The sequence below is a fragment of the Streptococcus chosunensis genome, assembly GCF_003626515.1.
GTDB classification, from domain to species: domain Bacteria; phylum Bacillota; class Bacilli; order Lactobacillales; family Streptococcaceae; genus Streptococcus; species Streptococcus chosunensis.
Genome location: NZ_RBCK01000003.1, coordinates 35,614 through 59,219, shown reverse-complemented (window position 1 = coordinate 59,219; position 23,606 = coordinate 35,614). Strand labels below are relative to the sequence as shown.

Annotated in this window: 20 protein-coding genes; 2 read left to right on the top strand and 18 right to left on the bottom strand. The window is 41.5% G+C overall.

Going from position 1 to position 23,606, the window contains the following annotated elements; all coding sequences use genetic code 11:
• Nucleotides 1-32: 32 nt before the first annotated feature.
• The 4 genes from D7D54_RS08490 to D7D54_RS08470 all read right to left on the bottom strand — a co-directional run bounded on the left by D7D54_RS08490 (nt 33) and on the right by D7D54_RS08470 (nt 4,608).
• Entirely contained in the window at nt 33-2,657 is a 2,625-nt protein-coding gene (locus D7D54_RS08490; protein ID WP_120719232.1) for an NB-ARC domain-containing protein, read from the bottom strand.
• A 74-nt stretch (nt 2,658-2,731) separates the two neighbouring features.
• Nucleotides 2,732-3,607, bottom strand: a complete 876-nt coding sequence (locus D7D54_RS08485; RefSeq protein ID WP_120719231.1) for an Abi family protein — start codon at nt 3,605-3,607, stop codon at nt 2,732-2,734.
• A 151-nt stretch (nt 3,608-3,758) separates the two neighbouring features.
• The gene (locus D7D54_RS08475; RefSeq protein WP_002302001.1) at nt 3,759-3,920 is read right to left on the bottom strand and encodes a type II toxin-antitoxin system RelE family toxin; all 162 of its coding nucleotides are present in this window, start codon (nt 3,918-3,920) and stop codon (nt 3,759-3,761) included.
• A 178-nt stretch (nt 3,921-4,098) separates the two neighbouring features.
• Nucleotides 4,099-4,608, bottom strand: a complete 510-nt coding sequence (locus D7D54_RS08470; protein ID WP_007519402.1) for an HXXEE domain-containing protein — start codon at nt 4,606-4,608, stop codon at nt 4,099-4,101.
• A gap of 167 nt (nt 4,609-4,775) precedes the next feature.
• Between D7D54_RS08470 and D7D54_RS08465 the strand changes: the two genes are divergently transcribed.
• The gene (locus D7D54_RS08465) at nt 4,776-5,318 is read left to right on the top strand and encodes a TetR/AcrR family transcriptional regulator (protein WP_020902261.1); all 543 of its coding nucleotides are present in this window, start codon (nt 4,776-4,778) and stop codon (nt 5,316-5,318) included.
• Nucleotides 5,319-5,500: 182 nt separating this feature from the next.
• Here the strand turns inward: D7D54_RS08465 and purH are convergent, their stop codons facing one another.
• The 13 genes from purH to D7D54_RS08400 form a co-directional block, all read right to left on the bottom strand.
• Nucleotides 5,501-7,048, bottom strand: coding sequence for a bifunctional phosphoribosylaminoimidazolecarboxamide formyltransferase/IMP cyclohydrolase (purH, locus tag D7D54_RS08460; RefSeq protein WP_020902260.1), 1,548 nt, complete (start codon nt 7,046-7,048; stop codon nt 5,501-5,503).
• Nucleotides 7,049-7,063: 15 nt separating this feature from the next.
• Nucleotides 7,064-7,609 (bottom strand): phosphoribosylglycinamide formyltransferase, encoded by a 546-nt coding sequence (gene purN / locus D7D54_RS08455; protein WP_120719229.1) that lies wholly within the window; start codon nt 7,607-7,609, stop codon nt 7,064-7,066.
• Nucleotides 7,606-8,628, bottom strand: coding sequence for a phosphoribosylformylglycinamidine cyclo-ligase (gene purM / locus D7D54_RS08450; RefSeq protein ID WP_120719228.1), 1,023 nt, complete (start codon nt 8,626-8,628; stop codon nt 7,606-7,608). The genes purN and purM overlap by 4 nt, the downstream gene beginning before the upstream one ends.
• A 36-nt stretch (nt 8,629-8,664) precedes the next feature.
• Nucleotides 8,665-10,107: an amidophosphoribosyltransferase gene (gene purF / locus D7D54_RS08445; protein WP_120719227.1), complete on the bottom strand. Its 1,443-nt coding sequence runs from the start codon at nt 10,105-10,107 to the stop codon at nt 8,665-8,667.
• Nucleotides 10,108-10,200: 93 nt separating this feature from the next.
• Nucleotides 10,201-13,926, bottom strand: a complete 3,726-nt coding sequence (locus D7D54_RS08440; protein ID WP_120719226.1) for a phosphoribosylformylglycinamidine synthase — start codon at nt 13,924-13,926, stop codon at nt 10,201-10,203.
• A gap of 55 nt (nt 13,927-13,981) precedes the next feature.
• On the bottom strand, nt 13,982-14,689 hold the full coding sequence (gene purC / locus D7D54_RS08435) for a phosphoribosylaminoimidazolesuccinocarboxamide synthase (protein ID WP_162496611.1): 708 nt from the start codon (nt 14,687-14,689) through the stop codon (nt 13,982-13,984).
• Between the two features lie 169 nt (nt 14,690-14,858).
• Nucleotides 14,859-16,208: a competence pheromone export protein ComB gene (gene comB / locus D7D54_RS08430; protein ID WP_120719224.1), complete on the bottom strand. Its 1,350-nt coding sequence runs from the start codon at nt 16,206-16,208 to the stop codon at nt 14,859-14,861.
• Nucleotides 16,209-16,220: 12 nt separating this feature from the next.
• Nucleotides 16,221-18,374, bottom strand: coding sequence for a peptide cleavage/export ABC transporter ComA (comA, locus tag D7D54_RS08425; RefSeq protein WP_084862095.1), 2,154 nt, complete (start codon nt 18,372-18,374; stop codon nt 16,221-16,223).
• Nucleotides 18,375-18,520: 146 nt separating this feature from the next.
• Nucleotides 18,521-18,721: a hypothetical protein gene (locus D7D54_RS09540; protein ID WP_020902254.1), complete on the bottom strand. Its 201-nt coding sequence runs from the start codon at nt 18,719-18,721 to the stop codon at nt 18,521-18,523.
• Between the two features lie 383 nt (nt 18,722-19,104).
• A complete protein-coding gene (locus tag D7D54_RS08415; protein WP_020902253.1) occupies nt 19,105-19,341 on the bottom strand; it encodes an acyl carrier protein in 237 nt (78 codons plus the stop codon).
• A gap of 5 nt (nt 19,342-19,346) precedes the next feature.
• Complete coding sequence (gene plsX / locus D7D54_RS08410; RefSeq protein ID WP_020902252.1) at nt 19,347-20,339, bottom strand: phosphate acyltransferase PlsX; 993 nt, start codon at nt 20,337-20,339, stop codon at nt 19,347-19,349.
• Entirely contained in the window at nt 20,336-21,106 is a 771-nt protein-coding gene (gene recO / locus D7D54_RS08405; RefSeq protein WP_020902251.1) for a DNA repair protein RecO, read from the bottom strand. Before recO ends, plsX begins: the two co-directional genes overlap by 4 nt.
• Nucleotides 21,103-22,272, bottom strand: a complete 1,170-nt coding sequence (locus tag D7D54_RS08400; RefSeq protein ID WP_120719223.1) for a pyridoxal phosphate-dependent aminotransferase — start codon at nt 22,270-22,272, stop codon at nt 21,103-21,105. The genes recO and D7D54_RS08400 overlap by 4 nt, the downstream gene beginning before the upstream one ends.
• A gap of 148 nt (nt 22,273-22,420) precedes the next feature.
• Here D7D54_RS08400 and D7D54_RS08395 point away from each other — a divergent pair, with 148 nt between their 5' ends.
• Entirely contained in the window at nt 22,421-23,431 is a 1,011-nt protein-coding gene (locus D7D54_RS08395) for a YeiH family protein (RefSeq protein WP_120719222.1), read from the top strand.
• Here the strand turns inward: D7D54_RS08395 and D7D54_RS09595 are convergent.
• Nucleotides 23,428-23,553, bottom strand: coding sequence for a hypothetical protein (locus D7D54_RS09595; protein ID WP_261116915.1), 126 nt, complete (start codon nt 23,551-23,553; stop codon nt 23,428-23,430). The two genes, D7D54_RS08395 and D7D54_RS09595, sit on opposite strands and share 4 nt — an antisense overlap.
• Nucleotides 23,554-23,606: the final 53 nt, after the last annotated feature.

Here is a 23,606-nt window from a genome sequence, read left to right as displayed (position 1 = left end):
AATTTCCTACAACTATAGTACCATTAATCTTTTTACTTTTCAACAATAAAATTTAAATTTTTTGCATTTTTCCCTCTGGGTGTCTCCTCATACTCAAATGAAACCCTATCTCCAACAATTGGATTAAGAAAGTTCACCTCATCCAAACTAAAATAAAATGAACCGTTGGAATTTTTTACAAAACCAGAATCATACTTAATAGTTACTATAATTCCTTCAGTGTCCTCAGTAATTTCTTGAGCTAAAGCGTCATAATTGACACCTAGTCTTTTAGCTAAATCAACAACATCGACGCTATATGATTCACTATGCTCTAAAATTGCCGTTTTTAGTTTCTTTACTACATTATTAGTATTGTTAACTATTAAACTGAAATGCTGTTGAATCTTTTTTTCTAATAATTGCTTTGCATCTAGATCAAAAGATAAAAAGGATAGATCATTTAATGCTTTTATTAGTATTGAAGCAGTTCCCCCATCAATTGTTTCCAAATCTTCAATTAACTCGATCGCTTTCTCAAGTAATTCTAATCTCTTCTTATAATCACGCCTTTTAAATTGACTCCCTTTCCTTATGTATAAATCTGCATATCTACTAATATATTGATTTTTAAATCTGTCTTTTTCATCAGAAGTAATATCAATACTTTTTAAAGCCATCTCTGCTTCTTCATATCTTACAAGAAAAATTAACACTCGTGCTTTTTCAAGTAATATCTCTTTTGAATCTGGATAATTTTTTTCAGCTTCCAAAATTTCTTGATAAGCACTTTCATAATCATCCATTTTATTTCTGTAAAAAATACTAAATAAATACAAGACTGTAGCTTTTTCATAACCTTCATTAGCATTTTCTACAGCTGTTCTGTACGATTCAATAGCTTCATATAAATTCATATTCTCTGCATTTATATATGCTTTTATTTTATAAACTTCAAAATAATCTGGAGCTACTTCCCGAGCTCTCTCAACAGATTCTTCAGCTTCTTTCCATCGTTTATCTGCACTATATTGTAAAGCTTGCTTTAGATAAAATGAAGAAATCTTTTTATTATCTGTTTCTAGATTACCAAAAATAGTCTTAGCGAAAAATGGCGATGCTTCTTTTTCAAGTTGAATATTTTGTAAAATACGAGATAACTCACTTCTTTTTTTAGAAACTTTTTTAATAAAATCGTTACTCGGCTTATTATATAGTGAAAGGTAATCTTTTGCCATACTATTAATTTGATATGTATTTGATTTTGAATCAAGCATACTGGTGGACTGTAATACATTGATGTCCTCAGCTAATTCATATGTTGACTCATCCATATAGAAATCAATTACACCAAATACTAAAGGTTTCCCTTCTAATAAAAATAAATGGAGTATTTCTTTTTGTGAGGAGTTTAATTTGTCAATAATATTCGACATACTGAAATGAATTAAATTGTCCTTATGTGCCAATAAACTAGCCTCGTCTGTTTTAAAATAGATACTTGTGACAAACCATTTTATTGAGAGAGGACTCGAATATAAATCTTCAGTCAATAATTGTCTCAAACTATCTTTATCTCGCTTATACAACTCTAGTCCGTAATATTGGCACAGTAACCTAAAGTATTGTTCTGAATCTTTTAAACTCATTTCTGATAACCTAAAGCGCGTCTCTAGTTCTCCAACACCACTTCTTGAAGTAATTAATACTTTAGAATTATCTGGAATTGATTTTAAAAAATTTAGTATTTCTCCCGCTGTTACTGTTTCTAAATTATCAATAACAAGTAATGTATTGAAATTCTGCATAAAACTCAGTATGTCATCTACTGGAGAATCTGAATCTTCAACTGTTGATTTTTGTAATGACTTATACATTCCTTCAACAGAATGAATTGCACCTTTGATATTTATAAACTCACCTTTAGTTAAAGACTTTGTTTTTAAACTTACCCATACTATGGCATCAAACCTATCTTGATGCTCAGGATCATCTACAATATCATATAGGCATTTAATGGCAATAGCTGTTTTTCCAATTCCGCCATTACCAATAATAGTAATAATTTGAGATTTTTTATTTAAAATGAGTCCTTTTAGATCTGAAATTTCCTTTTTCCGTCCTACAAATCCAGTATCATCAAATTCTGGCAATGGTAAGTTATGATAAATTTTAGTTGTATCATCTTTTACTGTAGGTTTAACTTCCATCAATAATTGTTGAGGATTTTCTAAAATTAACTTTCTTGTTTCTTTTACTTGCTTCCAATTGATTTTTGGAAGTTCCTTATCAATTATATTTAACGCTTCTTCTAAAGTAGAGCGATCTGCAAATTCCAATGGCCTAGAATGCATAACCCTATTTCGAATTGGAATAATTTTATCAAAAATTTTCTTCATTTTTGACTTTTCTTCTAGATTGACCCTGAAGCTGCTGTGGTTTCCTATAATAAATGATACTAAATCTCCTAAATCCAGTTCTATCAATATTTCATATTCATCAGATGTCCCCTTACTGGAGGAAGTAGAGTCAGAATTTCTAGTTCTTGCTTTTTCAACAAAATCATTCGGTAAACCTATTACTGGCTTATTGTTACTGATAAAATTCCTTAAATCATATTCAATTGATGTACAAACTGCAAACATAAGTAAACGATTATTTAAATTAAATCTTTCCATCAAAAAACTCCATGTATTATTTTCTGTTTTAATTATACCAAAAAAGCAAGCCTCTCAGCTCACTTCTTGTACATTTATTTCTTCAAAACATATTCCCAGTCACCTGTAAAACCTAAGTGATGTAGATGAATACTGGATTGGTATTTAGCAAATAAGCCTCTTAAACGTGGGATAAAATTATTATTCCATTTATCACGATCAGTATACAACTGTTTAATGGCATATAATTGAGCCATGAGGCGATTTTTAATTTTGACATTTTCAGTCATAAAAGGTGGCAGCTGTCCAGGAACCTTTGTGAAGCTTCTATAGTACAGCCTACTGTAATGTGCGCAATAGTTTCTAAGAACAACTGCAACTTCAAGGTAGGTACGAACTTGAGTTATCTTGATATTCAAATCTTTAGCAATGAGACTTTGAACTGAATTTGGACTATCGGCATAAAACTTAGAAGTAATACCAAATGAAAAAAATTCAACTAAGACCCATAAGGGAAATTCACTATCATACTTAAACTGATGATGTTTATAAATAGGATCCTTTCTTCGATAACTCAGTTCTTTTTCAAGATTCTTCATAAATTCATCGTGTTTGTGATATTTGTTAAAGTTCTTGCTATATTTATAAGCTAAGGCGCCATACTGTTCAGAATGATGGTAAGCAACTTGCGTTTTAAAATATAACTCAATATCTTCAAGATACTCCATTAGCAAAAGTCTGAGCTCTGAATCAAACTGATAAATGCTGTAAATCTTCTCTAAAGATACCTTGTTGCTGTCATATTTTTGAGACTCCTCATCTCTAAAAGGCAAAAAATAAGCAGTTAGCCGATAATAATTAATACGTTTTAGAATAGTGATGGCATACTCCTTGGAAGTTATATCCTCACATCCGTGCTCAATTAATTTGGCTACTTGCTCTTCAAAAGTCTTAAATTCTTTGATTTCCATTCAATCATCCATATAAAAAAATGTCCGCCTTGTCACATCAGAGAGAGGTGGGCGGTCCTATTAACATCATTTTACTAAAGTTATCAGTAATTTGTCAAGAAGGAAATGCTTATTGCCACGATGTACACCTGAAAAATCCACCCTTCTCAGCTTACTTCTTATAAACATCTTTCCTATGTCCGCCATTGACAGCTACAATAATCAGCCCCTCATCTTCAATACGGCAGATGATACGATAGTGTCCGACGCGGTAATGCCAGAAATCTTTGATATTGCCAATTAATGCCTTGCTGTCTTGTATTGTCAGTACCATCAATTTCTCAAACCAAAATGAAAAACCCGCTTGAAGCGGGCTTTTTAGGAGATTTATGAAAAAGAAAAGTTTTAGGATTCCTATTGCTAGGATGACTATAGTATATAAGAACTTTCTTAATCGCTCCTTAAACTTTTCTTTCAGAAAGGTTAAAAAGTAGCTCTCATTTAATCATTTTTCATTTCGCATATTTTTCTAGATGTGTTTGGATTTTTGGCATGATGAGATGCATTATTTTAAGATTCGTAAAAGCTATTATCATGGCTAATAAAAGATAGACAAAGACTGATAACAAAGGAACGTCAGAAGACCAATAGTGGGAAATAATCATTAGAACCATTGGCAATTCTAGGGTTACTGTGACGACTCCAGGAACATAACCCCTAAATTGCATGCACATGATATAATGGATTATGAAATGAGATGTATAAGCTATTACAAAAGATAAATAGAGTAAAGTGTTGTGAGTTATTTGGCAGAATCCAGAAATAAACATCAGGATGATAAATTCCTCCAACACACCTACTGCAAAAGCGGAGCCTTGCGTAACGGAACCAAAGAACGGTTTCTTAAAAGTTTCTAATTTTTGATGATGCCGTGTTTTCCACAAGGGCATAAAAATCATTTCTTCAAAATCGTGTAAAATAAATAAAATAGGTAGCATCCAAACATTAAAAAGAATGCTCATATCTTTACCTCCTTAATAATAACTAACAATTGTACAATGTTAAGAATAAATGATAATCATATATCACTCGCAACACTTTTAGTATAAAGATAAACTGTTACAAAAACAAGAGTTTAAGAGAAATTGGCACAGTTTGACCAAAAGTGTGACAGGAAAGGAAAAATATCATGGAATATCAAACGCGGCAATGGCTGGAAGAAGCCTTGTTCGATTTATTAGCAACTAAGAAGTCTCTCCAAAATATCAGCATTGCTGAACTCAGCGAGCATGCTCAAATTGCTAGACGAACGTTTTATCGTTATTACCATTCAAAAGAGGAAGTTCTTACGAACTATTTAGACCGCTTAATCCAAGACTATATTATCGAACTTCGAACAGCAAAACTGACTAATTTTGAAGATTTGGTGAACCTTTTCTTTCAGTATTGGAGCCAGTACACTGAGCCATTAAAAATTTTGCAAGACGCAAACCTGCTAGTGCTTATCTTGCAAAGGTCTTATGATAAGCTTCCTGCTGCTTATACTACTGTCATGGCACCTTGGCATATCACAAACAGTATTCAAAGGCAAATCACCTATGATAGTAGATTCATTATTGGAGGTCTCTACAATATTTTTGATGAATGGTTAAAAGGAGATTATAAGGCCATGCCTATTAACGAGCTAGTCACAACAACCTTAAACACCATAAAACGTATGAAAAATAGCTAAGTGAGAAACTGAGTTTTTCGATATTAGTCATGAACAGCTCTAACAAATCATTTTAATAATTTCTAACACTAAAATGCTTATTGTTTTAGACATACAAAAAGAGAAGAACACTTACGTCTTCTCTCATTGCTAGCGATAAATCATTCATCATAGTTGATAATGAGATAATTTTTAAATCCCCATTAATGTCTAAAATGTCTCACGCCTGTGAAGACCATAGTCAAGCCGTATTTATCCGCTGCTTCGATGGATTCTTGGTCACGGACAGATCCACCTGGTTGGATGATGGCTTTGATACCTGCTTTAGCGATTTCTTCCACGTTATCGGCAAATGGGAAGAAGGCATCGGAAGCAAGGACGGCACCGTCAAGACGGTCTTTAGCTTGTTCGATGGCGATACGGACTGAAGCCACTCGGTTGGTTTGCCCTGGGCCAACACCAAGTGTCATGTGGTCGTTGGTTACTATGATCCCGTTTGATTTGACGTACTTGATAGCCTTCCAAGCGAACTCAAGAGCAGTCGCTTCTGTCTCAGTTGGTTGGCGTTTGGTCACCACTTGCCAGTCAGCTGGGCTTTCCTTGACCACGTCTTGGTTTTGCACAAGAAGTCCACCGACAACACCTGTGTATTCTGCCTCTACCTCACTAGCATCTTGAGCATCAAATGGCAAGGCAAGGATGCGCAAGTTTTTCTTTTTATTGGTCAAAATGGCTAGCGCTTCATCCGTATAGCTCGGTGCGATGATGATTTCGAGGAAAACGCCGTGCATCTTCTCAGCAGTCGCAGCATCCACCTCACGGTTGAGAACGACAATTCCACCAAAAATAGACACTGGGTCAGACTCGTAAGCATAGTCCCAAGCAGTCTCGATGTCGTCAGCTTGACCAATTCCACATGGGTTCATGTGTTTGAGAGCTACAACCGTTGGGCGTTCCTTGAAATCGCGAATAATACGAATAGCTGCATCCGCATCTCGAATATTGTTGAAGGACAATTCCTTACCGTTGAGCTGTTTGGCTGAAGCGATAGAGTAATCCGTTGGCAAGGCTTTTTGATAGAAGTCAGCGTCCTGTTGAGGATTTTCACCATAACGCATAGCTTGTTTGAGGTCATAGGTCAAGGTCAGTTTTTCAGGCTTGCTTTCGCCGACCTGAGCTGTAAAATACTCTGCAATCAAGGCATCGTAAGCTGCTGTGTGACGGAAAACCTTAGCCGCCAAACGTTGGCGAGTTTCATAAGAGGTTTCGCCGTTTGCTGCCAATTCGTCAAGAACAACAGCATAGTCAGCAGGGTCTACAACAACGGTCACGCTAGCGTGGTTTTTAGCTGCTGAACGAAGCATAGATGGCCCACCTATATCGATGTTCTCCACCGCATCAGCGTACGTCACGTCTGGTTTAAGAATGGTTTCCTTGAAAGGATAGAGATTGACCACAACAAGGTCGATCAATTCGATATTATTATCCTTAGCTGCTTCCAAGTGACTATCCAAGTCACGACGAGCTAAGAGCCCACCGTGAATATTTGGGTGGAGGGTCTTCACACGACCATCCATCATTTCCGGGAAACCCGTCACATCGTCAATAGCAATGGTCTCAACCCCAGCATTGTCAAGGGTAACCTTTGTCCCACCTGTCGAGATGATATCCCAACCAAGTTTTTTGAGTTCTTGGGCAAATTCAACAATGCCCGCTTTGTCTGAGACGCTGATTAAGGCGCGTTTAGTCATGTTATTTCCTTTCATTTACTTATCCAACAATTCTCTAATAACCTCTGGATACAACTTGTACTCCGCCTCATGAATGCGAGCTTCAAAACTGTCAATCGTATCATCAGCCAGCCTTGGCACGCGCACTTGTTTGATAACCTTTCCAGTATCCACACCAGAATCCACCCAGTGAATGGTCACGCCAGACTGTCCCACCCTAGCATTCCAAGCATCCTCAATCCCATGAGCTCCTGGAAATTCTGGCAAATAGGCTGGATGAATGTTGATGATTCGTCCTTCATAAGCCGCCAATAAGATTGGCCCAACGATTTTCATGTAGCCTGCTAGACAAACCAAGTCAATCTGGTGCTCTTCTAATAGCTCAACAAGTGCTACTTCGTAGTCCGCCTTGTTCTCAAACTCCTTGAGTTCAAAAGCATAGGACAGAACACCGAGCTTGTCTGCACGTTCGAGCACATAGGCGTCACGATGGTCTGAAAAGACAAACTCCACTGAAAATTCTTCGGCAATCACCTGAAAATTTGAGCCATTACCAGAGGCAAAAACCGCTATTTTTTTCATTTGATGATGACACTTTCATTTTCTTTCTTGACAATACGACCAATTTCATAGACTGGTTCATCCAACAATTCCTTGACACGACCTACATTTTCAGGGCTAACTGCCAGCATAAGTCCCACACCCATATTGAAGATTTCAAACATTTCTTCATGTTTAATTTCACCGTATTTTTCAAGGGCTTTAAAGATTGGCAAAACTGGTACCTTGCTTTCCTCAATCTCAGCTGCTAGGTCAGCTGCAAACATGCGAGGGACATTCTCAATAAAGCCACCGCCTGTGATGTGGGCAATGCCGTTTACCAAGCCTTCCTTGATGAGTGGTAAGACAGCCTTGACATAGATACGAGTCGGCTCAAGCAAAACTTCCTTGAGTTGCTTGCCCTCCAATTCTGGCAGGACTTCCTCACCTGTGTAATCCGCAAAGACACGACGGACGAGAGAGTAACCATTGGAATGAATCCCACTTGAAGCAAGTCCGAGAAGAATATCTCCTTCTGCCACCTTTGAACCGTCAATGATTTGAGATTTTTCAGACACACCAACCGCAAAACCAGCCAAGTCATAGTCATCTTCGCCGTACATGCCCGGCATTTCAGCCGTTTCCCCACCAATAAGGGCAGCACCTGCCTGCACACAGCCTTCTGCCACACCAGCGACTACTTGTTCTAGCTTAGCTGGTTCATTCTTGCCAGTTGCGACGTAGTCAAGGAAATAGAGGGGCTCCGCACCTGCAGCGATGATATCATTGACACACATGGCCACACAGTCCTGACCGATGGTATCGTGCTTGTCGTACTTGATAGCCAGCATGATCTTGGTTCCGACACCATCAGTTCCTGAAATCAAGACAGGTTCTTTAACCCCAGTCTTTGAAAGATCAAACATACCACCAAAGCCACCAAGAGCTCCCATGACACCTGCACGCTCCGTACGAGCCACGTGCTTTTTGATCCGTTCAACAACTTCATAACCCGCTTCAACATCCACACCAGATTGAGCGTAAGCATTCTTATTTGTCATTTTTATATTCCTTTTCTTTAATGGAGAATCTGTCATCTATTTATAAAAACTGGTCTTTTCTTCCAAACTTCGACGATAGTCTTCTTCATAATCGTAGAGAGGTGTTGGGTAGTCACCGTCAAAGTAAGCGACACAGAGACCACCATTTGGCGCATCTGTTTCAATCCCAATCGACTCAATCAAACCATCAATTGAAAGATAAGTCAGACTGTCCGCACCAATGATTTGGCGAGTTTCTTCGACCGTATGATTAGCTGCAATCAGCTCCTGACGGGTCTGGATATCAATTCCATAGAAGCATGGATAAGCTAGCGCTGGACTACCAATGGCAACGTGAACCTCAGTCGCACCCGCTTCTTTCAAGAGTTGAACAATACGACGAGAGGTCGTTCCACGTACAATAGAGTCATCAATCATAACCACACGCTTGCCTTTGACAACACCTGAAACTGCAGAGAGTTTCATCCGCACCCCTTGCTCCCGCAATTCTTGAGTCGGTTGAATAAAGGTGCGTTGGGTGTATTGGTTCTTGATAAGTCCCATTTCATTTGGCAGACCAGATTCTTCCGCAAATCCCATAGCTGCGCTGAGAGAAGAATTGGGCACACCGACCACGATATCCACCTCATGCTTGAATTCACGCGCCAATTGGGCACCCATACGTTTGCGAGCCGTATGGACATTGACACCGTGGATATTAGAATCAGGGCGGGCAAAATAGATATACTCCATAGAGCAAATCGCGAGCTGAGTATCATCCGTATAGCTATCATACTGGATTCCCTTGTCATCAATAATCACAATCTCACCTGGCTTCAAATCACGAATCCATTCAGCACCAATAACCTCAAAAGCACAGGTTTCAGATGAAACAACCACCGCTCCGTTGGCCATTTTCCCGATAGAAAGCGGACGGAAACCATTGGGGTCAAGAGCCGCAATCAACTTGTCCTCAAACAGCAAGATATAGGCAAAGCCACCTTTGACAAGACTGAGAGCTTCCTTGATTTTGCCCATCAAGTTCGGATTGTGACTACGACGAATGAGGTGAGCCAAGATTTCCGAGTCCGAAGTCGCGCTGAAAATTGCTCCTCTTTGTTCCAATTCTTTCTTGAGAGAGGCTGCATTGGTCAGATTCCCATTATGAGCCAAACCAAACTGCATATCGTGAAAACGGAAGAGGAAAGGCTGGATATTATCTACAGAAGCTTCGCCAGCAGTCGCGTAACGCACATGCCCAATCGCACCAGTTCCTGTCAATTTATCTAAGTTAACAGGATTTCTGAAGACTTCTGATAGAAGACCCATATCGCGATGCCGCTTTAGTTTCCCTTGGTCATTGGAGAGGATTCCTGCCCCCTCCTGACCACGGTGCTGAAGACTATGGAGACCAAAATAGGTCAATTTAGCAGCATCTGGATGTCCCCAGATACCGAAAACACCACATTCTTCATTAAGAGATTTTACTTCGTATGTCATTTTATATACCTAATTTTTATTTGTGTAGCACCAAGAGCTAAATCTACATGACTTTTACATTACTGATACTATCTATTAGAAAATCTGCAAGTCTTATTTTCCAGTAAAGTATTTAACCGCTGACGCGAACAGGTGCTGGTCTTTATTTCCTGGGATGTTTTGGAAAAGACCGTCTTCATAACGTTCTGAGTGTCCCATCTTACCGATGATTTGGCCGTTCTTGCTGGTAATTCCTTCGATGGCATGGATAGAACCATTCGGATTGTACTTAGAATCCATACTTGGTTTTCCATCAAAGTCAACATATTGGCTGAAAATTTGTCCATTGTCACAGAGCTCCGCGAATTCCTCAGCTGTCACGACAAATTTCCCTTCACCGTGTGAAACAGGAATGGCGTGGATATCACCCACTTGCACACCAGTCAACCATGGTGAGTTGGTATTGGCAATGCGAGTTTCTACTATCTTGGCCACGTGTTGGTTGGCATCATTATAGAAGAGAGTTGGGCTAGTACTAGTGGCATCTTCAAAGTTACCGTATGGAAGAAGACCTGATTTGACCAAAGCCTGAAACCCATTACAGATACCGATAATCAAGCCACCACGAGCGATAAAGCTATCAATAGCCACACGCACTTTTTCATTGAGCAGAATGTTGACAATAAACTTGGCTGAACCATCTGGTTCGTCCGCAGCTGAGAAGCCACCTGCAAAGAAGAGGATGTTAGCCTTACCGATATTGTCAACCATGGTTTCAACTGACTTGACAATGGCTTCTTCATTCAAGGTCACAAATGGCACCAAGTTGACCTCTGCTCCTTCTTTTTCGAAGGCCTTGGCTGAGTCATATTCCGAGTTGGTTCCTGGGAAGACTGGGATGTAAACCACAGGTTTTTCGACCTTTTCTTTGACTTTAATCACAACATCTGATGCCACAGCTGGAACCTCAGCCAGTTCTTTCGCTTGGGCAAACTCTGTTGGGTAGACTTCTTCCAGTTTTCCTTGGAAGGCACTGTCAAGCTTGTGTCCATCTAGCTTCACACCGTTGACAAGGAGTGTAAAGTCTGCTTTCGTTTGACCGATTCTCTCTACTCCAGCAATTTCTTCAGGAGATGTAAAGACAAATCCACCCAATTGAGCTGTCAAAGCTGTCTCAAGTTCAGGCAAGATCACCTCTGCACCGATATGATTTCCAAAAGTAGCAAGTGCCAAACTTTCAACCACACCACCGTATTTAACAGCTGAAGCTGCTGTTACTTTGTGAGCCTTTTGAAGGGCTTCAAATTGAGCGAAGTTAGACTTGATAAGATCGAAGTCAATCTCTTGAGCCAATGCTTGACCTGGGATGTAATAAATATTTTCCCCAGCAGTCTTGAATTCGGGAGAAAGCACCTTACGGCTATCTGCTGTTGTCACACCAAAGGCAACCAAGGTTGGTGGCACCGTCAATTCTTCAAAGGTACCAGACATGGAGTCCTTACCACCGATAGATGGCAAGCCAAGCTGAATCTGAGCTTCGATAGAGCCTAGGAGAGCTGCTACTGGCTGACCAAAACGCTCAGCTTGTTTATCCATGCGCTCGAAATACTCTTGGTAAGAGAAACGAGCCTTAGACCAGTTGGCACCAGCAGCCACCAAACGAGCAGTTGCTTCGATCACCGCATAGGCAGCACCGTGGTATGGAGACCATTCAGCTACATATGGGTTGAATCCTTGAGCCATGACTGACGCAGTATGAGTCACACCGTGTTGAACTGGTAATTTCTGCACAGATGCCTCAGTTGGTGTGAGTTGGTGACGACCACCAAGTGGGTGATTGACCGTTGAACGTCCAACAGAGCAGTCAAAGATAGTCTGTAATCCTTTTTGACTCGCATGGTTGAGGTCAGATAAAACCGTAAGGGTATCTGCTTCAAGTGTGTCAGCAGATGTTTGACGTTCTTCTGGAAGCTTGACATCCTTGTCCACCACCTTTGCATCAACGACCACGCGCACACCATTGGTATCAAGGAAACGACGTTCTAAGTCGACAATTGTTTCACCATTCCAGTGCATGACTAGATTTGGTTTTTCAGTCACTGTCGCCACCACAACAGCATCAATATTTTCTTTGTTACATTCAACAACGAATGCATCTACATCCTCAGGACGAACCACGACTGCCATCCGTTCTTGAGATTCAGAGATGGCAATTTCGGTACCATTCAAGCCCTGGTATTTAAGAGGCACCTTGTTGAGGTCGATTTCAAGACCGTCTGCTAATTCACCAATAGCTACACAGACACCACCAGCACCAAAGTCATTTGATTTTTTGATCAGACGTGTCACTTCACCATTACGGAACAGACGTTGAATCTTGCGCTCTTCGATGGCGTTCCCTTTTTGAACCTCAGCTCCAGCAGTCTCCACAGACTCAACTGTTTGAACCTTGGAAGAACCTGTCGCACCACCGACACCATCACGTCCAGTCTTACCTCCAAGGAGGATAATGACATCACCAGCTTCCGGTTTTTCTCGGACGACATTGCCCTTGGGAGCAGCACCTACAACTGCACCTAGCTCCATACGTTTAGCCACAAAGCCTGGGTGGAAGTACTCACGAACGTAAGTCGTCGCAAGACCAATCTGATTCCCGTAAGAAGAATAACCATGAGCAGCCGTTTTAGAAATAACCTGTTGTGGCAATTTACCAGCACGCGTTTCAGAGATTGGTGCTGTAATATCACCTGCACCCGAGATACGCATAGCTTGGTAAACGTATGAACGTCCTGACAATGGGTCACGAATGGCTCCACCGATACAGGTAGCAGCCCCACCAAATGGCTCAATTTCCGTTGGGTGGTTGTGAGTTTCATTTTTAAACATGAGGAGCCAAGGTTCCTTGATACCATCAACGTCCACTTCGATTTCTACTGAGCAGGCGTTTATTTCATCAGACACTTCCATATCGTCCAAACGTCCATTGGCACGCTCATAACGACCGAAAATAGTCGCCATATCCATCAAGGTTTGCGGTTTTTCAGAACGCCCCAACTCATCACGCATGGCAATATACTTGTCATAGGTCGCCTGCAATTGTTTTTGGAATTTAGAAGCTGAAAAGTCGATGTGTTTCAACTCTGTCTCAAACGTCGTGTGACGGCAGTGGTCAGACCAGTAAGTATCCAAAACCTTGAGTTCAGTCTCAGTTGGCACGCGCCCAACTGACTTAAAGTAGTCTTGGATAAAGAGCAAATCATCCACTTCCATGGCCATCCCTTGCTCGGCCTTGTAGCGGGCAAAGTCTTCTGCCGTATAGCTTTCAAAGAAAGTCAATTTAGGAATGGTCTTGTCTGACTCTGAAAATTCCTGCTTGGCAATCCCTGTCGTGATGTCCTTGAAACGAGAATCAACTGGGTTGAGCAAGTAATTCTTGACTGCTTCCAACTCAGTCGCATCAATATCTTTATTGACTAAGTAAAGTTGGGCTGTATTAACCGTCACATCACTCGAACTTCCCAGCAAAAGCAAGGCTTCCTGTGAAGAAGCCGCACGTTGGTCAAATTGACCAGGCAGGCTTTCAATGGCAAAGAAAGCATAGTTGGCAAGATCCGCCTGCACAGCCGCTTCGTCCAAAACATGGTCTGTCACCTGCTCAGAGAAAATGTGTTTCTCTGCAGGCGCAAACAAGCCCTCTGCCAAATCAAATACATCATACACTTGCACGATGCGAATACTTTTCAAGCTTGAAAGCCCCAAGTTGTGCTGGAGCTCTCTCACCAAACTCTCTGACTTGACCTGAAAATCAGCCTTTTTTTCAACAAAAATACGTTTATCCATCAATCCTTATTCCTTTATTTCAGCTCTTGCAATGTTCCCAACGACCTTGAGGTTGTTACTTCAATCCCTGCAACTTTTCCCAAACAATCTCGTAAACGTCTGTTAGTTCTCCCAATCCTCTACGGAAAACATCCTTATCCATGTGGTTGCCATCCGCATCCCACAAACGGCAATTATCTGGTGAAAATTCATCTGCTAAGATAATCTTGCCATCCTTGTCAAAACCGAACTCTAGCTTAAAGTCAATCAACTTGAGGCCAATCTCAGCAAACCAGACTTTCAAAAGTTCATTGATACGGCGAGTTTCTTCCTTCAAGTAGGCAATCTGCTGGTCATCCGCAATCTGTAGGAATTTCACATGCTCGTCATTGATAAATGGGTCATCCAAATCATCATTTTTGTAGTAAAATTCAACAATCGGAGTCTCCAAGGCGATTCCCTCATCCACGCCAAAACGTTTTGAAAAGGAACCAGCAGTATAGTTTCGGAGCACGACTTCCAAAGGAATAATCTTAACCTTTTTATTGAGTTGTTCCGTGTCTGAAAGCTTCTCCACAAAGTGAGTCGCCACACCAGTCGCATTTAATTTCTCAAAAATAAAAGATGAAATCTGATTATTCAACACTCCCTTACCTGCAATCTGCTCCTTCTTGACACCGTTGAAAGCAGTCGCCTGGTCCTTGTAAGTTGAAATAATAAGATTTTCATCCTCAGTTGTATAGATATCTTTAGCTTTTCCCGAATAGATCAATTGTTTTGACATTTTAAAGTTCGCCTTTCGTATTACTTGAGCACATTCTACCACAAAAAACCAAAAAACACAAGAATTTAACCGAATAAATAACAGATGCACTCCAAAAATCGTAAAGAAAAAACTGCAAGAAGGAGCTTTCTCACAGTTTTAAAATCATTTAACTCTGAAAACACGAACATTACTCTTTGTTCAAAAATTGATCCAAATAATAACGTAGATAACTTTTCCTGCCCGTAATCATCTGCAGACGACCTTCCACACCATATCGAAGTTTTTCAGCCTGCTCCGAAGTTAGATTAGTCTCCGCCTCGATTTTAAAGAAATTCCCTTTTTCAGTCTTAGTAGCTGTCGCATCAATACTTGTAATAGTAGAATCTAGGAAAAGTTGATTCTTGGCATCATGAGTCGTCGTATAGCGAACAGAATCACCGACCTTGATCCTTGCTACATCCTTTGAACTTAGATAAGCTGTAAGTTTGGCTTTCCCCTCTTTTTCCAAGGACGGATAGAGTTGGGCTAGTAGGGAACCTTCTGCTACCATGGTAGAATCACTGGTCTCAGGATTAAGATGAAGAACCCCATCCTCACTCGCCATAATTTTCCCCTTGTCTAAAAGATTTCCCTGTACTTTCTTACCTGACTCTGCTTCCAAGATTTTCTGGTCTAGAAGGATCAATTCCTGACCAACCTTTGCCAAGTGTTGGGATTTGAGGGACTCCAATTGACTACTTAAGCCTGACGCATAGGCTTGCTGGGTACCTGAACCTGCATACTGGACACGGTAAGTAGCAAGACTAGATTCTAACTGAGAAATCTGTGCTTCTACCTGAGCAACAGCCTGGTCCTTAGATTGTGGATTTTCCTCGCCCTGAGACTTATAGGACTGGTAGAGAGAGTAGGCCAGATTCTGACTGGCCAAGGAAGCACCTGTTTCAATAGCTGACTTAGCTGTCTGGTAATCGCGAATTTTAGCCTCTGTTTGGCTGATGAGGTTGCCGATTTCAGCTTGGGTTTGACTAGCTGCTGCATTCTGGGACGCGATGGTCTCATTTTGTTGCGATGTACTAGCCCTAAGACTGCCTGCTTGACTGATGTAGTCGCGAAAGGTGGCTTGGTAGCCAAACTTATCCTCCTCTGGAAAGTGATTCTCCCCTTCTTGCAGGCTCTTTTGCAAATATTCCAATTGCTTTTTTTGATCCTTGAGCATGTCCAACTGACTAGCATAGGCCTCCGCTTGGACACCCTCTGCCCCTTCTTGATATTGAACCAGAAGCTCCCCCTTCTTAACCAGCTTATTTTCTTCCAAATGATTGATAAGAATGCGATTGTTGCTAGTAGACTGGATACTTGCAAGAATACGACTAGGCTCGACAGTCGCTCTTGTAGACAAACTCATCTCCTTCTCTGCAAATGTTGCAAATCCAAGTAAAAACAAAAGCAGAAGGGACATGGGTACAATCACCCGACTGGAAAAATTATGATAACGACGATTATAAAACTCCGCACTTTCTAAAAATTCTGGTTTCATCCTCTCCTCTTTCTAGCTATTCACCAAATGGGCGTAAAAGCCATCCTGTGCAAGCAAATCAGCATGCTTTCCTTCTTCAACAATCTTGCCCTGATCCAAGACAACAACCTTCTCTGTCCGCTCAGCAATAGTCAAGCGGTGGGCAATGAAAATCAAGGTCTTGTCTAAAGCCATGAGATTATCGACAATTCGCTTCTCTGTCAAAATATCCAAACTGCTGGTCGCCTCATCCAAAATCAAGACCGGCGCATCTGTCAAGAGGGCACGCGCCAGAGCAATTCTCTGACGTTGACCACCTGAAATCCCTGCCCCATCCGAAGTCAATTCTGTCTGGTAATTCAGTGGCATGCGCTCAATGTCCTCCCGAATCTCTGCCAACTCGACCGCCCGTAAGATATCCTCTTGAGTCGTTCCCTCCTTGGCTCCCAAAAGAAGATTGTCCAAAATCGTTCCGTTAAAGACATAGGGCTGTTGAGGCAGATAGTTGATGTACTGGCGCAGGGCCTTTTTATCAATCTGATTGAGATTGACACTACCCAGACTAATCTCTCCCTGACTAGGGTCGTAAAAATTAACCATCATCTTGGCCAAGGTCGTCTTACCTGACCCTGAAATCCCCACAAAAGCTACTTTAGAACCTTGAGGAATGGTCAAATTGATATCCGACAAGACGTCTCGACCATAGCCATACTTGTAGGAAACCTGCTTGAAGTCCATATCTCCCTTCATCAAGCTCAAATCTTCAACCGTTTTCTTCTCCTCAAACTCCGAAGCTACCAGATAAACCTCATTCAGACGGTTATTGGCAACCTGCGCTGTCTGAAGCTTGGTTTGCAGATTGATGATATTTTCCAAAGGATTGGTAAAGTAAACAAGTAAGGTATTATAGGTAATCAACTGCCCCAAACTCATCTTGCCATCCATAACCAGAACAGCCCCCATCCAGAGAATGCCGACATTGAGCAAGAGATGGGCAATTTTTTTCAGAGCCTTTTGCTGACTCTCTGCCCGACTATAGGTAAAAGATTTTTTCAGATAATCCACAAATTCCTTGTCAATTTTTTGGTAACGCTGACTTTCACTGGTCAAGGACTTAATAGTCTCAATACCGTTGATGTCCTCAATGATAGAAGAAGACAGAACCGCATTGGCTTCCATGGTGTCCCGATTCATCTTTTCAAAAGGCTTCATAAAGGCAAAGATAATCACTGTGTAGATAGGAAGTGCCAATAAGGTCATGAAAAAGAGATTAGTATTTTGTGAAAATAAAACAAGGGAAATAATGACAACCGTTGACACATCTAGGAAAATCGAAAGAATGGTCGAAGCCAGCGCATCAATGATACTGTTAGCATCTGTAAAACGAGACACGATTTCCCCTGTACGACGTGTCGCAAAAAAGGACATAGGCAGGTGAAAAACATGCTTGATATAGGACAAAATCACGTCAATCGATAAGCGTTGCCCCAAAACAAGTAAGAGATACTCCTGAGCGTAAGACAAGATCTGCTGGAGGATATAGACGATAACCAGCCCAATCGAAATAATCCCCAACGTCGAACGCATCTGATCTGGCACATAGGTATCAATGATAGACTGTAGATAATAAGAACCCACAATGTTAATCAAGGTTACCAAGAGTGTCGCCAAAACGATATTGGCAATCAAGCCACGCTGCTTCACTAATATATGAATAAAAGAGAGCAGACCATTCTTTTGATCCTTATGAGGCTTGTAGTCTGGACTAGGTGCCATAAAAAGGGTCACTCCTGTCCACTCTTGCGAAAATCGCTCACGAGAAATCTTAGTCAACTTGACACCAGGATCTGGATCAGCGATATGGATCGTCTTCTTATCCTGCCCAATCACCACATAATAGTGGAGCAATTTCCCTTCCTTAAGCACATGAGCAACAAAAGGAAAGGTCAAATCTGGCAAGTCAAAGAGCGTCATATCCGCCTTAATGGCCCGCGTCTCAAAGCCAATCTCCTCTGCCACCTTGACCAAGCCCAAAGCCGTCGTCCCATCCATGGTCGTCTTGGCCAACTCTCGCAAGTGAGCCAAAGAATAATAACTACCATAGTAGCCAAAAACCATGGCTAATGAAGCTACACCACAGTCCATCTGATCCACCTGCGGACGATAGTGACGTTTCCCAAATTTCATATTCATCTCCTTTTTCCTAAACTCATCTGATAACAACTATCTTACCCCAATCCCCAAACAAAAACTGGACTTCCTCCCCAAATGCGCCTATCTCCCTCCCAAATGCACTTTTAGGATAAAGAAAATAGGCAGAACAAACGTCCTACCTAAAATATATATTTATTTTTTTTCTTCCTAATTCTTTTGTCAATCATGTACAAAACGATAATCGAAAACAGCGGTGGTACAATATAACTCTTTTCACTCATTGTCAGTTGAAATCCCAGGTTTGCTAGCATCTTAAAGATGAAAATATTCATCAAAAATAGAAAAATAAATACTAAAAAATATTTTAAAATCTTATTCATTTCTTTTCTTCAACTTTCCTAATTTCTATACCTATTTTATCAAAAATATATGTAAAACTCCAAATAAACACCTCAACTACACTTTTGGCAAAAAATAGGCAGAACGAATATCCTACCTACTAAAAATATGATATGAAAGGAAATTGATTTTTTACTGTCACCCTAGGCAAGCTTGGGACAAATAAATCATTGATAGTAACCTTTACGACATCCTATTTAGGTTTTAAAAACCACTTAATGAACCACGGATAAAAACCAGTCACATACATAAACACTCCTCCTTTTTCTTCCTTATCTATCTATTCGTAATTCCCACTAAAAGTTCTAATTTTTTTATCTTTCCTGACAATAAAAAAGCAACACGACTTGCATGTTGCTTCTTGCTATTCTTTACTTTTGACGACTTCTACCACATCTCCTACACTTTGGAGTTGGTCAATTTCCTCATCACTGATTTCGATACTAAATTCATCTTCCAGAGTCAAGATAAACTCCATCAAATCAACTGAGTCAGCATCCAAATCATCTTTCAGACTCAAGGATTCTGTCACGACAAAGTCCTCTCCCTGTCGCTCTTGGATAATGGTCACAATACGGTCAAAAATTTCTTTTTCTGTCATCTCTTTTATTCTCCTGAAAATTCACGCGCAGTCTGGGCAACTACGTCTGTTTCTAGCATGGTACGAATCTGGCGGATTGTACTATAAACAGCCTTGGCATCGCTTGAGCCATGAGTCTTGACAACCGGTGCCTTGACACCAAACAAGACTGCTCCACCAACATCTGAGTAGTTGAGCTGTTTTTTCAAACCTCTGAGGCTATCCTTGAGAAGGAGGGCGCCTAGTTTCGCTCGAAGACCACCACCTGTAATAGCGGTCTTGAGCAAGCCCATGATTCCCATAGCTGTCCCTTCAATGGATTTGAGCACAGCGTTTCCCGTGAAACCATCTGCCACGACAACATCAGCAACGCCATTCATCAAATCACGCGCTTCCACGTTTCCGATAAAATTCAAACTTTCATCAGCTACTAGTAATTCGTAAGTTTCCTTACGAAGCGGATCGCCCTTGCTACTCTCTGTTCCGTTATTGAGCAAGCCAACACGTGGTTGCGCAATGCCACGAACATTCTTGGCATAGAAGGAGCCGAGAACAGCGTATTGATGAAGGTGCTGGGCTGTATTTTCCGCATTAGCACCGAGGTCAAGCATGTCAAAACCTTTCCCATCAATGGTCGGCAAGGTTGACATAAGCCCAGGACGGTCGATATTCTTGATACGACCCACGATGAAGAATCCTGCCGCCAACAAAGCACCTGTATTCCCAGCTGAGAGCACAGCGTCTGCTTCACCTTCTTTGACAGCCTTGGCCGCCAATACCATACTGGCATTTTTCTTCTTCCGAATAGCTCTCGTAGGTTCATCGCCTGAATCAATCTTCTCATCCGTATGGATAATGCTGACGCGCTCCGTCGCTGTCATATATTGCTTGATTTTAGCTTCATCTCCGTAAAGTTGAATCTCGATATCTGAAAAGTCAGCTAGGGCTTGATTGACACCCTCAACGATGGCCTGAGGTGCGTAATCGCCCCCCATGGAATCTACTGCGATTTTTTTCATTTCTTTTCCTCTTTTAGTAATTGTCCCCAGTCGGATAGGGAATCAATAAATTTCTTTGATTTTAGGTGAATCCCAACGTACTCTTCGTAGAGTTGATCCATAAATTGGCGTAGCTCTTGCTTGATTTCAGGCTTGAGCGAAATGGTCTCCAAGGTTTCAAAATCAATGGCTTGAAATTGATTGAGCAGATAAGGGATATTAGGGTTTAGATGGCAACGTCTCTCATCTTCATGATAATGGTCTGGACAGAGGCAAGCGCCATATTTGAAAGAAAAGTCAAAAGCCTGACCGACCCGATGGCAAAAGACACACTCATTAAAATTGAGGCTAATCCCAAATCGAGTCAAGATTTGAATTTCAAAAATGTTAGTCAAAACCTGATAATCCAAGCCAGCTTCCATCAACTCCAAAGTCTTTTGCAAAAAAGCAAACAAGGGAGCATCCTGCTGATTATCCTGCAAACTAGCATCTGCAAGAGCTGCCACATAGGTCGCATAAGCCATGACAAAGAGATCGCTATTAATCTTGGGAAACGTCATCACCTCATGATAGTCCTCAATGTAACTGAGCCCATCATCATTGATTCGTAAGAGAAATCGAGCCAGCACCAAGGGCTGAATAACAGGAGCCAGCTTAGACTGGCCAGCATGTTTAACGAAAAACATGCGCTTGCCAGCCTGCTCTGTAAAAATCTTGACTAGCTTGTCATCCTCACGAAAGTTACGATTGTAGAGCACCAAGCCTTGACTCGTGATAGACTGAATCATGCTTCTCTCATATACTCCTCAAGTCGTTTCATGGCTTCTTTGATCGTCTCCATGCTGGCTGCATAAGATAGGCGAACATAACCTTCCCCGTAACGCCCAAAGGCTGCACCAGGGATAAAGGCAACAGCCTTCTTCTGAGCAAAATCCTTCAGAAAAGCAAAGGAATCTTGATTGTAACCCGCTGGAATCTTAGCAAAGATATAGAAGGCACCGTCTGGTTTGATAATCTCAAAACCAAGAGTAGTCATTTTTTCGATAATGTAATCTCGACGCTGGATGTATTCCTTCTTCATAGGCTCCGCATCGTTTTTACCAGCCGTCAAGGCTTCTACCGCAGCATGTTGAGCCATAGTATTTGCGGCAGTCACCAAGTACTGGTGACTCTTGATTAACTGGGCTGTGAAGGTCGCAGGAGCGAAAATCAACCCCAAACGCCAACCGGTCATAGCATGCGATTTAGATAGACCATTGATAATAATAGCTTGGTCTCTCAGCATCGTTCCTAGAGACACATGGGCTTCGCCTGTGTAGGTCAATTCTGAGTAAACCTCATCACAGACAACGAAAATTTCGTACTTGCGCAAAACAGCTGCCAAGGCTTCCAACTGCTCTCGACTATAGGTAATTCCTGTCGGATTAGCTGGATAGTTGAGAATAACCGCCTTGAGCTTGTCTCCCTGCTCCAAAATGGCCTTCTCCAACATTTCAGGAGTCAAGACAAACCCATTTTCAGTCGTGTCAATCTCGACAATCTCTGCCCCAACTAGATTGACAATCGGTTCATAGCCTGGATAAGCAGGAGCTGGCAAGAGCACCTTGTCTCCCTCTTCCAAAATAGCTGTCAAAGTAGCAGATAATGCCTCTGTCGCCCCAATTGTAACCAAGATTTCATTTTCAGGAGCATAGTCCAGTTGGTACTTTTCCTTAACAAAGTCACTGGCTGCCTGACGTAGAGTCAGCAGACCACTCATCCCTGTATAGTAGGATTGGTTCTGATCAATCGCTCGCTTGGCCGCCTCCTTGACATGGTCTGGCGTTGTAAAATCAGGTTCCCCCAAGGTCAAACGCAAGACCCCAGGAATCTCCGAAATAGCCTGGTCAAACTGACGAATCAACGAAACTTGAATCTTATCTAACTGTTTATTAAAGCGCTTAGTTAAGTCCATAGATACCTCCTACTTTCAAAACGTATCTCTATTATACTACAAAAGCCCCCCGACCGCAAAAATACATTAGAGAATAGCTTTCCACTTTCTATTTTACTTTTCCTGTTTACAGGTCTATAATGGTAACAGATTCTATTTGGAGGTTTTTATGTCATTTCTATCAAAAAATGGAGTAGGCATCTTGGCCTGCCTTCTGATTTCACTACTTGCTTGGTATCTAGGCGGATTCTTCCCTGTGATTGGCGCACCCGTCTTTGCGATTTTCATAGGCATGCTCCTACATCCCTTTATCGCGTCTCATAAACAACTGGATGCTGGATTGACCTTTAGTTCCAAAAAATTGCTCCAGTATGCCGTTATCTTGCTTGGTTTTGGTCTCAATATTTCGCAGGTCTTTGCAGTTGGGCAATCTTCACTCCCTGTCATCCTGTCCACCATCTCAATAGCCTTGATTGTTGCCTACCTCTTCCAACGCTTCTTTGCCCTGGACACAAAACTGGCTACCTTGATTGGAGTGGGTTCTTCTATCTGTGGTGGTTCTGCCATTGCGGCGACAGCACCCGTTATTCATGCCAAGGAAAAGGAAGTAGCCCAAGCCATCTCTGTTATCTTTTTCTTCAATGTCTTGGCTGCTCTCATCTTTCCAACCCTAGGTACTTGGCTTCACTTATCTAATGAAGGATTTGCCCTCTTTGCAGGAACAGCTGTCAATGACACTTCCTCTGTAACAGCCACAGCCAGCGCCTGGGACAGTCTCTACCAGACCAATACCCTCGAATCCGCAACCATTGTTAAACTGACGCGCACCCTGGCTATCATCCCTATCACTCTCTTTCTCTCCTACTGGCAAAGGCGCGAGCAAAAAAATAAGCAAGGTTTGCAACTGAAAAAAGTCTTCCCACTTTTTATCCTTTACTTTATCCTTGCATCGCTCCTAACAACCCTACTGACCTCTCTCGGTGTAGCTAGTAGCTTCTTTACCCCTCTTAAACAACTCTCCAAATTCCTCATTATCATGGCCATGAGTGCTATCGGACTCAAAACCAATCTGGTAGCTATGGTCAAATCCAGCGGAAAATCCATTGTTCTCGGAGCCATCTGCTGGATTGCCATCATCCTCACTAGTCTTGGGATGCAAACCCTTATCGGCATTTTCTAATACTCTTCGAAAATCTCTTCAAACCACGTCAACGTCGCCTTGCCGTAGGTATGGTTACTGACTTCGTCAGTTCTATCTGCAACCTCAAAATAGTGTTTTGAGCAACCTGCGTCTAGTATCATAGCTTACTCTTTAATTTTCATTGAGTATAACACAAAAGGTAGCACAGCAGCTA

What these genes read in the sequence shown, in the direction of transcription:
- D7D54_RS08490 (WP_120719232.1), bottom strand. Translation starts at nt 2,657, where the DNA reads ATGGAAAGATTTAATTTAAATAATCGTTTACTTATGTTTGCAGTTTGT.
- D7D54_RS08485 (WP_120719231.1), bottom strand. Translation starts at nt 3,607, where the DNA reads ATGGAAATCAAAGAATTTAAGACTTTTGAAGAGCAAGTAGCCAAATTA.
- D7D54_RS08475 (WP_002302001.1), bottom strand. Translation starts at nt 3,920, where the DNA reads ATGGTACTGACAATACAAGACAGCAAGGCATTAATTGGCAATATCAAA.
- D7D54_RS08470 (WP_007519402.1), bottom strand. Translation starts at nt 4,608, where the DNA reads ATGAGCATTCTTTTTAATGTTTGGATGCTACCTATTTTATTTATTTTA.
- D7D54_RS08465 (WP_020902261.1), top strand. Translation starts at nt 4,776, where the DNA reads ATGGAATATCAAACGCGGCAATGGCTGGAAGAAGCCTTGTTCGATTTA.
- purH (WP_020902260.1), bottom strand. Translation starts at nt 7,048, where the DNA reads ATGACTAAACGCGCCTTAATCAGCGTCTCAGACAAAGCGGGCATTGTT.
- purN (WP_120719229.1), bottom strand. Translation starts at nt 7,609, where the DNA reads ATGAAAAAAATAGCGGTTTTTGCCTCTGGTAATGGCTCAAATTTTCAG.
- purM (WP_120719228.1), bottom strand. Translation starts at nt 8,628, where the DNA reads ATGACAAATAAGAATGCTTACGCTCAATCTGGTGTGGATGTTGAAGCG.
- purF (WP_120719227.1), bottom strand. Translation starts at nt 10,107, where the DNA reads ATGACATACGAAGTAAAATCTCTTAATGAAGAATGTGGTGTTTTCGGT.
- D7D54_RS08440 (WP_120719226.1), bottom strand. Translation starts at nt 13,926, where the DNA reads ATGGATAAACGTATTTTTGTTGAAAAAAAGGCTGATTTTCAGGTCAAG.
- purC (WP_162496611.1), bottom strand. Translation starts at nt 14,689, where the DNA reads ATGTCAAAACAATTGATCTATTCGGGAAAAGCTAAAGATATCTATACA.
- comB (WP_120719224.1), bottom strand. Translation starts at nt 16,208, where the DNA reads ATGAAACCAGAATTTTTAGAAAGTGCGGAGTTTTATAATCGTCGTTAT.
- comA (WP_084862095.1), bottom strand. Translation starts at nt 18,374, where the DNA reads ATGAAATTTGGGAAACGTCACTATCGTCCGCAGGTGGATCAGATGGAC.
- D7D54_RS09540 (WP_020902254.1), bottom strand. Translation starts at nt 18,721, where the DNA reads ATGAATAAGATTTTAAAATATTTTTTAGTATTTATTTTTCTATTTTTG.
- D7D54_RS08415 (WP_020902253.1), bottom strand. Translation starts at nt 19,341, where the DNA reads ATGACAGAAAAAGAAATTTTTGACCGTATTGTGACCATTATCCAAGAG.
- plsX (WP_020902252.1), bottom strand. Translation starts at nt 20,339, where the DNA reads ATGAAAAAAATCGCAGTAGATTCCATGGGGGGCGATTACGCACCTCAG.
- recO (WP_020902251.1), bottom strand. Translation starts at nt 21,106, where the DNA reads ATGATTCAGTCTATCACGAGTCAAGGCTTGGTGCTCTACAATCGTAAC.
- D7D54_RS08400 (WP_120719223.1), bottom strand. Translation starts at nt 22,272, where the DNA reads ATGGACTTAACTAAGCGCTTTAATAAACAGTTAGATAAGATTCAAGTT.
- D7D54_RS08395 (WP_120719222.1), top strand. Translation starts at nt 22,421, where the DNA reads ATGTCATTTCTATCAAAAAATGGAGTAGGCATCTTGGCCTGCCTTCTG.
- D7D54_RS09595 (WP_261116915.1), bottom strand. Translation starts at nt 23,553, where the DNA reads ATGATACTAGACGCAGGTTGCTCAAAACACTATTTTGAGGTTGCAGAT.